The sequence below is a fragment of the Neobacillus sp. PVCKKU3 genome (genome assembly GCF_058323225.1).
Window position 1 is genome coordinate 135,304 of the sequence record NZ_JBLVQN010000002.1, and the last position, 14,634, is coordinate 149,937.

Here is a 14,634-nt window from a genome sequence, read left to right on the forward strand (position 1 = left end):
GATGATTACAAAAGAAAAGGTTCTTGATATCGTAGCAAAAGAAAAGATTGAATTTATCCGTGTGGAATTCGTAGATTATGCTGGGGTGACTCGTGGAAGAACAATCCGCCCGGCACAGCTTGAGGATGCAATGGAAAAGGGAGTCAATTTTAGTTCAGCCATTATGAGCTTTGATACTTTTGATGAATATATTCCAAACCCGGCATATGGTCCGAATGATGGAGATTTCTTCGCTGTTCCGGATCCAAGCACCTTTGCTATCCTTCCATACCGAAAAAACACTGCCCGGATGCTGTGTGACCTAGTTGATAATAATGGAGAACCATGGCACGGCTGTCCAAGAGGGGCGTTAAAAAGGCTGTTAAATGAGGTAGAAACCCTGCTTGGCGGAAAAATGTACATGGCCTTCGAGCAGGAGGCTTACCTTTTGAAGGACCAAGATGGACAGCTGGTTCCTGCCGATAACAGCCATTGTTTCTCATCCGAAGGCGCCGATTTGCAAGAGGATTTCATCCAAGACTTTGTTTATTCCCTTGAAGGCATGGGAGTTAAAACTGAGCAAATCTCAAGTGAATATGGACCAGGCCAGCTTGAAATCAATTTAAAATACACCAATGCTTTAAAAGCGGCAGATGACCAAGTCACTTTCATGCATTTATTCAAGCAGATTGCCCGCGATAAAGGAATGGTCGGGACCTTAATGCCTAAGCCCTTTCAACACTTAGCCGGCAGCGGACTACATGTCCATATCAGCCTTTACGATGAAGCGGGGGAAAATCTTTTTGAAGATCCGACAGACCAGCGTGGACTTGATATGTCTGAAAAAGCCTATCAGTTTATCGGCGGACTTTTAAAGCATGGTTCTTCTTTAATAGCAATTGGGGCACCTAGCGTTAATTCCTATAAAAGGATGCAGCCAGGTTCCTGGGCACCTGCTCATATCTGTTACGGCTCAGGAAATCGTTCGGTATTAGTTCGTATTCCAGAGAAAAGAAGAGCACGACGTTTTGAATATCGTGGTGCGGATGGAACATGCAACCCATATCTTTTAGCGGCTTGTTTGGTAGCGTCAGGTTTAAGGGGGATTCAAAACCAGCTTGATCCTGGCGAACCGGTAGATTTCGATGTAAGTGCTGCATCCGAGTTCCAATTGAAGGAAAGAAATATTAGCTGGGTGCCAAGAAGCTTAAAGGAAGCGGTTGATTATTTGGCACAGGATTCCGTTTTGGCCCAAACTATCGGCAGATCAATTTGGGAAGAATTTATCAAGATAAAGAGAACAGAATGGGACAAATATTCCCGATATGTAAGCAATTGGGAACGAAATCTTTTTTCTGCCAGATTTTAAGAAACCTCTTAAACCAAGCAAGGGAGAAGAGTATTGAGAATACATTACTTACAGAATGATCCATTGGCTACTTTAGGCTTCATTGAAGAGTGGGCATTGGAAAGAAATCATTATATATCATGCACGTTTGTCTATGAAAATGGAGCGTTTCCTTCAATAAACGATTTTGACATGCTGGTGATTCTAGGCGGGAGAATGGGAGCATACGAGGAGGAGCTTTATCCATGGCTTGTGGACGAAAAGAATTTTATTAAAGAAGCGATCAATCAGGATAAATGGGTGCTGGGGATTTGTTTAGGGGCGCAGCTTTTGGCTGATGTTTTGGGAGGTAACGTATATCCCCATACCCATCAGGAAATCGGCTGGCATCAAATTGAGCTAACTCCTGAATCGGGAGAAATACCCCTTTTTAACGGAGTGCCTTCTACATTTCATGCGTTCCAGTACCACGGAGATACCTTTGACCTGCCAAAAAGTGTTAAGAACCTCGCACAAAGTGAAGGATGCAAGAATCAGGCCTTTGCTTTTGGAGAAAGGGTGGTTGGGCTGCAGTTTCATCCTGAGTTTTCAGAGGAGATTATTGAATTCCTTCAGGGTACCTTTGGAGATCAAATCACACCTGACCGCTATATCCAAGAGCCCGTAGCTTGGCTAAAGCAGAAAAAATCAATAGCTGGAGCTAGGTCCTTACTATTTACTTTGCTAAATAATATGGAAGCGGGATTTTTAATGTTTCATAAATAAAATACAACTGACTTTGCGGGGCACTATTTATGTTAATAGTGCTTGCTTTTTTATAATAATATTATGTTAACTTTAGTCTATCTTGGCCTTGGTGTGTAATAAATTTTTCCATAATGAAGCACTCTAAAAGTGGAGGTGAATTTTATGGAAAAAGAGCATAACCAAATTTCCGAAAACCAAACAAAAGAAACAGATAATGAAGCTATTATGAATAGAGTAAACCAAACCTTCGATAAAATTTCTCAAGATGTTAAAGAGATGATTAATGAAAATAACAACCAATTGTCATGAAAAACGCCAGAAATGGCGTTTTTTTATGTATATCGTGTTATTACTTTCATTTTCGAATATGATAAATTAAATTTATAAAAGAATTTTCCAACCCCGTATCTTTTCGTCTCCCCATATCCGTTTATTGTGTAGAGAGTGCAAAAGGAGTGAAAATCATGTTACACAAGCTTAACCCGAAAGTCGATGAACTAGCGGATTCATACTGGCAGGTGCAGTATCCAAAACTCAAGCAGTATTGTCACTTTCTTACTCAAAACGCTTGGGATGGCGACGATATTGCACATGAAACCTATCTAAAAGCATTAAAGTATGAAAATCAACAGCAAAGCGTAACGCCCGCCCTGTTAAATAAAATTGCTTATAACCACTGGGTGGACGTCATTCGCAAAAGAAAAAAGGAAAGCATTCAAGAGGATACTGAATTTACCAGTGCATGCCTCAACGCTCCTCGGGATGAACTATTCAATACTGTTGAGATGCTCATCAATCATTTCACCCCAAAGCAATCGATAATCTTTTTATTAAAAGAAGCGTTTCAATATCAAATAAAGGAAATTGCCGAAATCCTAAACACTACAGAAATGGCGGTAAAGGCTAACTTGCATCGAGCCAAAAATCGGCTGAATAAAATAGAGGAAGACCAGTTCCAGACCGTAGAACCATACTGGAATATCGATGAACGTGAGCATTTATCAGAACTCTTTTATGAGGCATTAAAAAACGAAGATCCAACTATTCTTATTGAAGCAATGCCTTTATTTATCAGCGAAATTCCAAAAGCAAAGTCTATTCAAAGCTATTCTCCTTCAAGCACTCTCTGCATGGCTGCCTAGCCAAATTGCTTATAAGGAGACGGTTATTATGAGTACAATTCCATACGTAATTGAAAACACGAATCGTGGCGAACGATCCTATGATATATACTCGCGCTTGTTAAAGGACAGAATTATCATCATTGGCGATGAAATCAATGATCATGTCGCCAATAGCGTAGTCGCCCAGCTTTTATTTTTAGCGGCGGATAACGCCGAAAAAGAAATTTCCCTTTATATTAACTCTCCGGGAGGATCGACATCAGCTGGGTTTGCCATCTTTGACACCATGCAATACATTCAGCCGGAAGTCAGAACCATCTGTACCGGTATGGCGGCATCGTTTGGCGCTATGCTGCTCCTTGCCGGAACAAAAGGGAAACGATTTGCCTTGCCAAACAGTGAAATTATGATTCATCAGCCGTTGGGAGGGGCTAGAGGACAGGCAACAGAAATTGAAATTTCCGCTCGCCGCATTTTAAAACTCCGCGAGCACATCAATCAAATTATCGCGGAGCGAACCGGCCAGCCGATTGAAAAAGTAGCAAAAGACACAGACCGCGATTTCTTCATGAGCGCTGAAGAAGCTAAAGAGTATGGGATAATAGATGAGATTTTATATCCGAAGCGTTAACAAAAACCGCCTGGACGACAATCCAGGCGGTTTTTATTAAGAAAATGGTACACCATTATGCTTGCTAGTGACAGCAGATCTTTCTTGTTTGATACCAAACCAAACAAAAATGGAACCAAAGACAACAAACAACGGCTCCAGCCAATTGGCTTCCGGTCCATTGGTGATCCGGTGTAGCTGGAAAATCCAATGAAAGACAACAATGTCAAAACTCAAGAACAGCCCTGCGGCAACGGTAAATCCATTAAAGAAGGACCGCGAAAAGAACCGATAAAAGATTGCCATTAGAATTAACAGCACCAGCATCCCAAAAAACACTGCGCCAATCCGCTGGGCTTGCGTTTCCGCTTTTAGCCCCATGGCTAAAGCATCAATTAAATGAAAGAAAAAATCTGTTACAAAGAAAGCTGTAATCGCTCCAAGAATCCGCAATTGATATTTCTCCTTTTAGAAAAAATTAAAACCACTTTTAAAATTATATTCTAATAGACAAGCTTCGTTAATCTTTTTTTGAAAAAGAAATACATACATGAACCACCACATTTTGGTAATAATGATATAGGTAGTAAATCATGACCAACAAAACGGAGGAATACTCATGTATACATCAATCCAAGAATTCGTGCAGGAATGGAACCAAGAGGCGGGGTCTACACAAAAAATCATGGATGCGTTGACCGATGGTTCCCTTCAGCAAATGGTGTCAGCGGATGATCGTTCGCTCGGGAGAATTGCCTGGCATATCGTTGCCAGTACACCGGGAATGTTAAAGGAATTCGGTATCAATGTAGCCCAGGTTGAAAACGAAGGAACAGTCCCAACTTCAGCCAAAACTATCGCTGATGCATTTCGCAAGGTAAGTGCCGACACCGTGGAAGCAGTCCAGCAGCAGTGGACCGATGACTCGTTAAAAGATATGAAAGATGTTTTTGGGATGACGATGCCAAAGGCAGTTACTCTAAGTCTTCTCATCAAGCATGTCATCCATCACCGCGGCCAGATGACCGTGCTAATGCGTCAAGCCGGACTTCAGGTGCCTGGTGTATATGGTCCTGCCAGAGAAGAATGGGGCCAAATGGGAATGGAAGCACCAGCCATATAAACACTTTTCGAGCACACTAAAAAATAGTGTGCTCTTTCTTATGGAAAAAGGAAGGGAAATTTGCTCGGTTGGTTGAATATAGATGTAATTAAACTATAAATAACAGAAAGGTGGTAGAAATATGGAGGTTACACCAAGACCTGCATCCACAGTCGTGTTATTGGATCATCTCAATAGAGTTTACTTGACACAAAGACCGAAAACGATGAAATTTATGGGAGGTATTTATGTATTCCCCGGGGGAGCGGTAGATGATAGCGATGCCATCCATGATGATGAGTATATAAAAAACGAAAAGCGGGATGAATCAATAAGCCAGTCTTACTATATCGCCGCGGCACGTGAATTATTTGAGGAAGCAGGCATTCTTCTTTGTCAAACAGTCGACGGTACCCCAGTTCTTTTGGAAGAAGATACCGCCCTGGAATACCGCCGTCTGTTAATTAAAGGAGAAATTTCCTTTTTACACATGTTAAAAAAGGAAGCGCTTTATCTGAATCTAGAATCCTTAACTTATTTTGGCCGAATTGTCACACCTAGTCAGAGCAAAATTCGCTTTGATACAAAATTCTTCCTGGCCAGGCTGCCTGAGGGTCAAACGCCAATACCAGATGAAAATGAAATTGATGATTCTTTATGGATTAATCCCCAAGAAGCTCTAACTCGATATGAAGAGGAAACAATTCCATTAGCACCGCCAACGATTCATACATTGAAAACGATTGTTCATTATGTAAAAAGCGGTCAGCTTTCGATGCCGGAGTTTAATCGATCAGACTACAAGATTGTTTTTTAACATATAGGCTTCTTCATGCTGTGTAACGGATTCCTCGTTTATCAATTTGATTAAATGTGCCTCAGTTGTTCTTTTTGCTACTTCAAACACACTAGGATGAATGGAATCTTGATAAATCAAATTCGTTAAATCGACAGAAGTTAAACACTGATGTTCTTTCAGCAAGTCCTTAATTTGGTTTTCACGATACAATCTTCGGTTTAACACAAACTCAATGTGCTCATACGGCGTTGTAACCCATTCCCCATGGCCAGGACCGATTTTACTGATCTTTAACTGTTGCAGGCGATGGAGGGTGTTAAAATAATCACCCATGTCACCATCCGGAGGGCCAATCCAGGATGTTCCTTCCGCGACGATATTATCCCCTGCGAGGAGAATTTGCTTAGAAGGAATATACAGGTTCAACTGGCCAGCCGTATGGCCAGGGGCATGAAGAATATGCACTTCCTCACCCGCAACACGAAGAACGTCCAAATCATTAAAAAAAGAAATATTGCTCCAAGGTGAAATGGCTGATTGAGTTTCCTCTTTTTCAAGGTGATGACAGTACACAACCGGATTCCAGTCGATAAGCTGACAAACACCAGGAGCATGGTCAGGATGGGAGTGTGTAAGAATAATCGTTTTTGGGACAGCGATTTCATTTTCAACAAGGGCATTTTCTATTACACTTCTCGTTTCCGGTTGGTCATATCCGGCGTCAACCAAGATACTTTCCTCCCCATTCCCAATCAAATAGCAGTTTGTTGTCATATGGGGAAGCAAAGTAGGGGTCGGAACGGGCACACGTATTATCTTAAAATCATTTACTTTTTTCATAAAAATACATCCTTTCATCCTTTTTCGGCAGATTTCTATTTATTTTTCTTACATATTCATCGTGTTAATGGAAAAATCCTGCTAAAAGGATAGGAAAGAATATTAACTGAGCCATTTATTGTTTAAAGCATAGATAAACGTCTTCACATTTCGCTTTTCTTCCATGATAGGCGAATATATATATGAAAGAGTTCGATTAAAAGTTTGATTTTTTACATGAATAATAGATAGCAGCCCTTGCTTGACCTCCCTGTCAATGATACTGCCGGACAGAAGTGAAAGCCCCATTCCATTGATAAGCGTTTCCTTAATCCCTTGACTGCTGCTGATGGTTAAAAAGGATTTGACCTTCAAACCATTGGAACGAATAACATGATTTAAATACTCACGGGTTCCGGAACCATTTTCCCGTGTTACCCATGTTTGATTCTGCAGCTCAGCCATCGTTACTTCTTGTTTTTGGGTGAGTTCATGGTCGTTCGATGAAACCACGAATAACTCGTCTTCCATAAAAGGGTGGACCGATAGTTCCTTTTCATTTGTGTGCCCCTCAATTAATCCAATATCCACTTTATACAATTTGACTGATTGCGCAATTTCCTCGGTATTGCCGATCACCACGTGAAGATTCAATTCCGGATAATCTTTCTGTAGGTCAATCAGTAATGACGGGAGGATGTATTCCCCAATCGTAAAACTGGCCCCAATGATTAATTCCCCTTTTATGGAATCTTGGTGTTCAAGAATATCCTGCCTAGTTTGTTCGTAAATGGTAATCATTTGTTTCGCTCGTTCGTAAAGTATCTCACCCGTTGGAGTGATTTGCAGGAATTTGGGAGAGCGCAGAAATAATTTTGTTTGAAATTCTTTCTCAAGATTTTTGATATGTAAACTCACACTGGGTTGTGACATTAGCAGCAGCTCCGCCGTTTTTGTAAAATTTTTCACTTCTGCAAGGGTGACGAACGTTTTTAATTCTTCGTAATGCATAGGAATCCCGCCTTATTATTAAGAAAACTAATAGTTTCGATAATTAATATTTATTTTACTAATGTTTAGATATTCGGTAAAGTGAAAATGAAATATCCGCAAGCATAGTTTTTCTATAATTCCTACTTGACTTATAGGAATAGTAAAACTATTATAATAGTAATCAATTTTTCAATGAAAATGATGTCTTAAAGCAATTTCAAAAATGGCTTATTTTCCTTAGGGGAGTGATATTTTTTGCAACTTCAGGTATTGAACAGTCCATTTACTGAGGAGCAGGCAGAGCTCCTAAATCGTCTTCTGCCAAGCTTAACAGAATCGCAAAAAGTCTGGTTAAGCGGGTATTTTGCTGCCTCTGCGAATTCAATTGTATTGGGAGCAACGGCAGGTCAGCCTGTGCAATCCCAAAGCGTATCTAAAGAGGTGACGATTCTTTATGGATCGCAAACTGGGAATTCCAAGAGTCTGGCCAAAAAAGCAAGTCAGGCACTTGAGGGGATCGGTTTTAATGCAACCGTTTCTGCGATGAGTGATTTTAAACCAAATAATTTAAAAAAGGTTCAAAACCTGCTCATTATTGCTAGTACACATGGTGAGGGTGAGCCGCCTGATAACGCAAAATCCTTCCATGAATTTTTGTTTGGAAAACGGGCGCCAAAGCTTGACGGTCTGCAATTTTCCGTTTTGGCACTTGGAGACAGCTCATATGAGTTTTTCTGTCAAACCGGAAAAGATTTTGACAAACGTTTGGAAGAGCTTGGCGGCACTAGACTTTATCCACGCTTTGACTGTGATGTGGATTTTGACGAGCCGGCAAGTGAATGGCTGCAAGGTGTTCTTGGCAGCATGAATGAAGTACAGGGTGGAAGTGCAGCACCAGCCCCAGTTCCTGCAGGAACAACTCAAACTGCCGAGTCTGTGTACTCAAGAACGAATCCGTTCCGTGCGGAGGTCCTTGAAAATATTAATTTAAACGGCCGCGGTTCGAATAAAGAAACTCGTCACCTTGAATTATCGCTTGAAGGATCTGGTCTCAGCTTTGAGCCGGGTGACAGCCTGGGGATATATCCAGAGAACGATCCTGCGCTAGTTGAACTGTTACTTCAGGAATTAACATGGAGTCCGGATGAAGTTGTTACCGTGAAACAAGGGGATGCCCGTCCACTAAAAGACGTGCTTACTTCTTATTATGAAATAACCGTGTTGACAAAACCACTGCTCGAAAAAATCGCTCAGGTCTCAACAAATGTTGAGTTGAAGGAGCTTACAGCGGCAGGCAATGAGGATAAATTAAAGACTTATATTGAGTCCAGAGATTTACTAGATTTAATCCATGACTTCGGTGCTTGGGGAGAATCGGCACAAGAGTTTGTATCCGTATTACGTAAAATTCCAGCACGACTTTATTCCATTGCTAGCAGTTTGTCAGCTAATCCGGATGAAGTACATTTGACAATTGGCGCTGTCCGTTATGAGGCACATGGCCGCGAGCGCAAGGGAGTCTGCTCGATTTTAACAGCGGAGCGTCTTGAAGCAGGAGATACCTTGCCGATTTTCATCCAGCAAAACGAAAACTTTAAACTTCCTGTCAACCAGGATGCGCCAATTATTATGGTTGGGCCAGGAACAGGGGCAGCACCGTTCCGTTCATTCATGCAGGAACGTGAGGAAAATGGTGCGGAAGGTAAAGCTTGGATGTTCTTTGGCGACCAACATTTCGTAACGGACTTCCTCTATCAGCTTGAATGGCAAAAATGGCTGAAGGATGGCGTATTATCGAAAATGGATGTAGCTTTTTCACGAGATCAAGCTGAAAAGGTATATGTGCAAGACCGCATGTTAGAGCAAAGCAAGGAATTGTTCCAATGGCTTGAGGAAGGTGCTTACTTCTATATTTGTGGTGATGAAAAGCACATGGCACATGATGTCCATAATACTTTAATTGAAATTATTGAAAAAGAAGGCCATATGAGCCGTGATAAAGCAGAAGAGTATTTAGCCGAAATGCAGCAGCTAAAACGCTATCAGCGTGACGTATATTGATTTGGTTTTGAAAGGAGTCTATTCAACATGGTGAACTCAATTTTAAAAGCACCGGATGGTAAGCCAAGTGATGTCGAGCGTATAAAAGTAGAAAGCGACTATTTACGCGGCACGCTGACGGAAGTAATGCAGGACCGGTTGAGCGCAGGTATTCCAGATGATGACAACCGTTTGATGAAGCATCACGGCAGTTATTTACAGGATGACCGCGATCTTCGGAATGAGCGGCAAAAACAGAAACTAGAACCAGCATATCAATTTATGCTCCGTGTCCGTGCACCAGGCGGTGTTGTAACACCGGAACAATGGCTGGTATTGGATGGGCTTGCCGATAAGAACGCCAACGGCACCATCAAACTGACTACTCGTCAATCGTTCCAATTTCATGGCATTTTAAAATGGAACATGAAAAATACGATTCAAGAGATTCATAATTCGCTATTGACGACGCTTGCTGCCTGCGGCGACGTTAACAGAAACGTAATGTGCAACCCGAACCCTTATCAATCGGAGATTCATTCCGAAGTATATGAATGGGCGAAGTATTTGAGCGATTATTTATTGCCGCGTACAAGAGCCTATCATGAAATTTGGCTGGATGAGGAGAAGGTAGCTGGAACTCCAGATGTGGAAGAAGTGGAACCATTGTATGGACCTACTTACCTGCCTCGTAAGTTCAAGATTGGGATTGCTGTACCGCCGTCTAATGATATCGATGTCTTTTCCCAAGACCTTGGCTTAATTGCGATTGTCGAAGACGGCAAGCTTGCTGGCTTCAACGTAGCCATCGGCGGCGGCATGGGAAGCACACATGGTGACAAAGCGACCTATCCACAGGTTGCGAAAGTAATCGGATTCGTGACTCCTGACAAAATCGTGGAGCTAGCTGAAAAGACCATTTCGATTCAGCGCGATTACGGAAACCGCTCTGTCCGAAAGAATGCCCGATTCAAGTATACGATTGACCGCCTTGGATTAGATACCGTTAAGGCAGAATTAGAAAACCGCCTAGGCTGGAGCTTGGATGAGGCAAAGGCATACCACTTTGACCATAATGGTGACCGCTACGGCTGGGTGAAAGGCGTTGGCGGCAAGTGGCATTTTACCTTGTTTGTTGAAAATGGACGGGTGAAAGATTATGAAGATTACAAGCTGAAAACAGGCTTAAAAGAACTAGCCAAAATCCATACTGGTGATTTCCGTTTAACACCTAATCAGAATCTTGTGATTGCCAATGTTTCTAGTCAGAAAAAGAAAAAGATTTCTGAATTAATGGAGCAATATGGCTTAACGGATGGTAAACACCATACGGCACTGCGCCGTAATTCAATGGCGTGTGTTGCGCTGCCAACATGCGGCTTGGCGTTTGCTGAAAGTGAACGCTACCTGCCACAGCTAATTGATAAGATTGAAGAGATTGTAGATGAGAACGGGCTGCGTGATGAGGAAATTACGATCCGCATGACTGGCTGTCCGAATGGTTGTGCCCGCCCGGCGCTGTCAGAAATCGCGCTGATCGGAAAAGCGGTCGGAAAGTACAATTTGTATCTTGGGGGCGCTTTTGACGGCAGCCGTATGAACAAAATGTATCGTGAGAACATTGGTGAAGCAGAAATTCTAAATGAATTGAGCGTCCTTCTTGGCCGTTATGCGAAGGAACGAAATGAAGGAGAGCACTTCGGAGACTACGTTATCCGTGCTGAAATCATTAAAGCTGTAACAGACGGAACTAATTTCCACGACTAATAAATTAAGAAGGGGCATGAAGCCGCTGTGCATTAGGCAGTGCGGGTCATGCCCCTTTTCTTACTTTTATTTGGAGTTTGATAGGTTGCAAGAACAGCACCTATAATGGTTATGATGCCTCCTAGCAGGGTTGCCAAGGACACGCTCTCTCCTAATAACAAAACACCAAATACAACGGTCCAAACGGGCAGTAAATTGATAAATGGCGCCGCTAGTGCCGGTCCAACCATTTCTACTCCTGCGCTCCAGGAGAAGAAGGCAACAACAGAAGCCAATGTACTAACGTAGACGACTGCAAGCCAGGCGGAACCGGTCATATGGATCATTCCCGTATCGACGGTGCCTATGCAGCTTAACGCGCTCCATAGGGTGCCATAAAAGGATGCGCCGGCCGTCATGGTTAACGGATCCATACTTTTCCCGTAGCGTTTCAAAAGAACGGTATACATTCCCCATGCCAAACAGGATAACAGAATCTCAATTTCTCCGATTAGAGAGCTGTGGGATGCCCCGCCTTGTTTTCCCTGAATTAAAATCATCACACCAATCACTGAAATGACAGCACCAATCCACGATTTGGCATGAATCTTATCCTTTAAAACAAACGGTGTAAACAGCAAGATGGCAATCGGAATCCCTGCAGATATCATTCCAGCTTGAGAAGCACTTAAGGATCTTAATCCTAAGTAATTTAAGGTTGAAAAAGCAAAGACCCCAAAAAACCCAAGAATCAAAAATTCCTTCCATTTCTTTAGGATAGGGAAATCTTTTTTATTAAATGCAAGTATTCCCCAAAGAAGGATCGTTGATATGCCCCACCGAATCGTGTTTAGCAGCGTTGCAGGCAGGGCCGGTGCCAGAAAACGTCCGCATATGTAATTACCGCCCCAAAGAATGGTGGCTAAGATTAATAGTGCAACACCTTTTTTCATGTAAATTACCCTTTCTAGTTAGTCTGAAACATTCAGTTAATACTATTAAGTTATGATACTACTTTAAAATTATTTAGGAAAGCGAATGGTTTCAATTTTTCAAAACATTTAGAAATAAATTCTTGCATCTAAGGATTTTATATTATACTATTTAAAATAATATCAATTTTCAATTATATGCTTTAGTAAAATAACATTAAATTGAACTATTTATTTTTCAAAAAAGGAAGCGACTAACATTGAATTATCCATTTGCATCTCGTACTCAAAGCTTTGAATCATCTGCTGTCAGGGACATCCTAAAGGTAACGCAGCAGGCTCATGTCATTTCATTTGCCGGAGGACTGCCTGCCGAGGACATTTTCCCAGTGGAAGCGGTAAGAACTGCCTATGATAAGGTTTTTTCCTCAGGAAACAACGCCTTACAATACGGTTTAACTGAAGGCTTTATCCCGCTTCGTGAAATGATTCAAACTAAAATGGAGCGAAAGGGAATTACATCTTCCCCTGAAAATATATTGGTTACAACAGGTTCTCAGCAGGTCATTGATTTGTTCTCAAGAATCATGCTAAGCGAAGGGGATGTTGTTCTCACCGAGGACCCTACATATCTATCAGCCTTGCAAGTGTTCCACTCATACGGGGCGGAGGTAATTGCTGTCCATAGTGATCGTGAGGGAATGGACCCTGAGGATTTAAAGGTTAAACTGGAACAATACCAGCCTAAATTTGTTTATGTCATTCCAACTTTTTCAAATCCAGACGGCAAGGTTTGGAGCGCGGAAAGACGCCAGCATTTACTAGATCTTTGCTATCAATATAATATTCTGATATTAGAAGACGATCCATACGGGGATATTCAATTCCATGACGACGAGTATTACCAGCCGCTGGCATCACTTGATGAGCAACGTACCCATGTCGTTTATACGAGTACCTTCTCGAAATCCGTTGTTCCTGCACTACGCACAGGCTGGGTAACCGGTCCGATCGAAATCATTCAAATGATGGCGAAAGCCAAGCAAATGAACGATTTGCATTCGAGCAGTATAGACCAGCAGGCACTATATTATCTGCTGCGCGATTTTGACTTGGATTCCCATATCCAAACAATCCGTCGCGAGTATTATCTTCGAATGACGATTATGCGGGATTACCTTGCAAAGCTCGGCACTGACTTGTTCAAATGTGCTGAACCGAAAGGCGGCATGTTTATGTGGGTGGAAGCCAATGAAGAGATTAATACCACCGCATTGCTGCATCAGGCAGTTGAAAAAGGTGTAGCCTTCGTGCCAGGAGCTCCATTCTATGTAGGGCAGCCAAAGTATAACACCTTCCGCCTAAACTTCAGCCATTCTTCACCTGAACGGATTCAGGAAGGGATGGACCGGTTGGTAAGTGTCCTGCTGAAACCGGCACATTCTAAATAAAATATAAATTGAAAAAAGTGTTAAGGATTAATTTCCTTAACACTTTTTTTGATGAGTCAATACTTACTCATTGGTATATTTCGACAACATTTTCAACCTATATTTGTTATGATTTCAGTCGTAAACGGAAAATGTCCAACCTATACCTTTACGGAAAAGGGGTAATTAAATGAACCGCAGCCAATTGCGAATCATTGATTTAAGTGTTCCATTGGATATTAGAGCAAAGGAGCCGTTCCCGCCTGAAATCATCTATGAATCGCACGAACAAGGGGCCGAGCAGGCGGCCAAAATCCTAGGCTTAAAGGCCAGTGATTTTCCGGACGGCGCTGCCTGGGCGGTAGAAACGGTCACGCTGACAACACATACCGGAACACATGTTGACGCGCCGTGGCATTATGCGGCCAAAACAGCAGGAGAACCATCAAGAACAATCGACCAACTGCCTCTTGAATGGTTCTATGGCAATGGTGTTCTCTTTGACTTTAGCGAAAGACAGCCGGGCTTTGAAATCCAAATAGAAGATTTAGAAAAACAATTGCAAGAAATGAACTATCAGCTGAAACCTTATGACATTGTCTTGATAAGAACTGATGCCGATAAAAAATACTTCGAAGAAAACTATGCAGCAATGCATGCAGGCGTATCAGCGGATGCAACACGCTGGCTCATTCAAAAAGGAATAAAAGTAATGGGAACAGACGGCTGGGGCTGGGACATTCCGCTTTATCATCAGGCTGCCGATTATAAGCAAAATCCGCGTGATGGCGTCCTGTGGGCGGCCCATTTTGTCGGAAAGGAAGCAGAATATTGCCAAATTGAAAAACTGGCAAACTTGGATTTACTGCCAAAACGATTCGGCTTCAAATTAGCGGTTTTTCCAGTCAAAATAACAGGTGCCAGCGCAGGCTGGGCGAGACCAGTTGCCATTTTTGAATAAAGGA

Annotated in this window: 15 protein-coding genes; 11 read left to right on the forward strand and 4 right to left on the reverse strand. The window is 42.2% G+C overall.

Going from position 1 to position 14,634, the window contains the following annotated elements:
• Position 1 precedes the first annotated feature (1 nt).
• From ACNQGS_RS02270 to clpP, 5 genes are all read left to right on the forward strand, one after another.
• Positions 2-1,348 carry a glutamine synthetase family protein gene (locus tag ACNQGS_RS02270; protein ID WP_491485933.1) on the forward strand — a complete coding sequence of 449 codons (1,347 nt, stop codon included), beginning with the start codon at positions 2-4 and terminating at the stop codon, positions 1,346-1,348.
• Positions 1,349-1,381: 33 nt separating this feature from the next.
• Positions 1,382-2,092, forward strand: a complete 711-nt coding sequence (locus ACNQGS_RS02275; RefSeq protein WP_491485934.1) for a type 1 glutamine amidotransferase — start codon at positions 1,382-1,384, stop codon at positions 2,090-2,092.
• 144 nt (positions 2,093-2,236) lie between these two features.
• Entirely contained in the window at positions 2,237-2,383 is a 147-nt protein-coding gene (locus ACNQGS_RS02280) for a hypothetical protein (protein WP_491485935.1), read from the forward strand.
• A 155-nt stretch (positions 2,384-2,538) separates the two neighbouring features.
• Positions 2,539-3,216, forward strand: coding sequence for a sigma factor-like helix-turn-helix DNA-binding protein (locus ACNQGS_RS02285; RefSeq protein ID WP_491485936.1), 678 nt, complete (start codon positions 2,539-2,541; stop codon positions 3,214-3,216).
• Positions 3,217-3,244: 28 nt separating this feature from the next.
• Positions 3,245-3,829 (forward strand): ATP-dependent Clp endopeptidase proteolytic subunit ClpP, encoded by a 585-nt coding sequence (gene clpP, locus ACNQGS_RS02290; RefSeq protein WP_491485937.1) that lies wholly within the window; start codon positions 3,245-3,247, stop codon positions 3,827-3,829.
• A 36-nt stretch (positions 3,830-3,865) separates the two neighbouring features.
• Here the strand turns inward: clpP and ACNQGS_RS02295 are convergent, their stop codons facing one another.
• The gene (locus tag ACNQGS_RS02295) at positions 3,866-4,261 is read right to left on the reverse strand and encodes a DUF2243 domain-containing protein (protein WP_491485938.1); all 396 of its coding nucleotides are present in this window, start codon (positions 4,259-4,261) and stop codon (positions 3,866-3,868) included.
• A gap of 166 nt (positions 4,262-4,427) precedes the next feature.
• On the opposite strand from ACNQGS_RS02295, the gene ACNQGS_RS02300 reads away from it, so the two are divergent.
• Positions 4,428-4,931, forward strand: a complete 504-nt coding sequence (locus ACNQGS_RS02300) for a DinB family protein (protein WP_491485939.1) — start codon at positions 4,428-4,430, stop codon at positions 4,929-4,931.
• Between the two features lie 121 nt (positions 4,932-5,052).
• Entirely contained in the window at positions 5,053-5,727 is a 675-nt protein-coding gene (locus tag ACNQGS_RS02305) for an NUDIX hydrolase (protein WP_491485940.1), read from the forward strand.
• On the opposite strand, the gene ACNQGS_RS02310 is transcribed toward ACNQGS_RS02305, so the two are convergent.
• Both ACNQGS_RS02310 and ACNQGS_RS02315 read right to left on the reverse strand, forming a co-directional pair.
• A complete protein-coding gene (locus ACNQGS_RS02310; RefSeq protein WP_491485941.1) occupies positions 5,704-6,549 on the reverse strand; it encodes an MBL fold metallo-hydrolase in 846 nt (281 codons plus the stop codon). The genes ACNQGS_RS02305 and ACNQGS_RS02310 overlap by 24 nt on opposite strands.
• A gap of 102 nt (positions 6,550-6,651) precedes the next feature.
• The gene (locus ACNQGS_RS02315) at positions 6,652-7,539 is read right to left on the reverse strand and encodes a LysR family transcriptional regulator (RefSeq protein ID WP_491485942.1); all 888 of its coding nucleotides are present in this window, start codon (positions 7,537-7,539) and stop codon (positions 6,652-6,654) included.
• Positions 7,540-7,776: 237 nt separating this feature from the next.
• Here ACNQGS_RS02315 and ACNQGS_RS02320 point away from each other — a divergent pair, with 237 nt between their 5' ends.
• On the forward strand, positions 7,777-9,582 hold the full coding sequence (locus ACNQGS_RS02320; protein ID WP_491485943.1) for an assimilatory sulfite reductase (NADPH) flavoprotein subunit: 1,806 nt from the start codon (positions 7,777-7,779) through the stop codon (positions 9,580-9,582).
• Positions 9,583-9,609: 27 nt separating this feature from the next.
• The gene (gene cysI, locus ACNQGS_RS02325) at positions 9,610-11,328 is read left to right on the forward strand and encodes an assimilatory sulfite reductase (NADPH) hemoprotein subunit (protein WP_491485944.1); all 1,719 of its coding nucleotides are present in this window, start codon (positions 9,610-9,612) and stop codon (positions 11,326-11,328) included.
• Between the two features lie 32 nt (positions 11,329-11,360).
• Here cysI and ACNQGS_RS02330 read toward each other — a convergent pair whose 3' ends face one another.
• Positions 11,361-12,260, reverse strand: a complete 900-nt coding sequence (locus tag ACNQGS_RS02330) for a DMT family transporter (protein WP_464494301.1) — start codon at positions 12,258-12,260, stop codon at positions 11,361-11,363.
• A gap of 239 nt (positions 12,261-12,499) precedes the next feature.
• Between ACNQGS_RS02330 and ACNQGS_RS02335 the strand changes: the two genes are divergently transcribed.
• Together ACNQGS_RS02335 and ACNQGS_RS02340 are read left to right on the forward strand one after the other, a co-directional pair.
• Positions 12,500-13,690, forward strand: coding sequence for an aminotransferase-like domain-containing protein (locus ACNQGS_RS02335; RefSeq protein WP_491485945.1), 1,191 nt, complete (start codon positions 12,500-12,502; stop codon positions 13,688-13,690).
• A gap of 169 nt (positions 13,691-13,859) precedes the next feature.
• Positions 13,860-14,630 (forward strand): cyclase family protein, encoded by a 771-nt coding sequence (locus tag ACNQGS_RS02340; RefSeq protein WP_491485946.1) that lies wholly within the window; start codon positions 13,860-13,862, stop codon positions 14,628-14,630.
• The last annotated feature ends 4 nt before the right edge of the window (positions 14,631-14,634 follow it).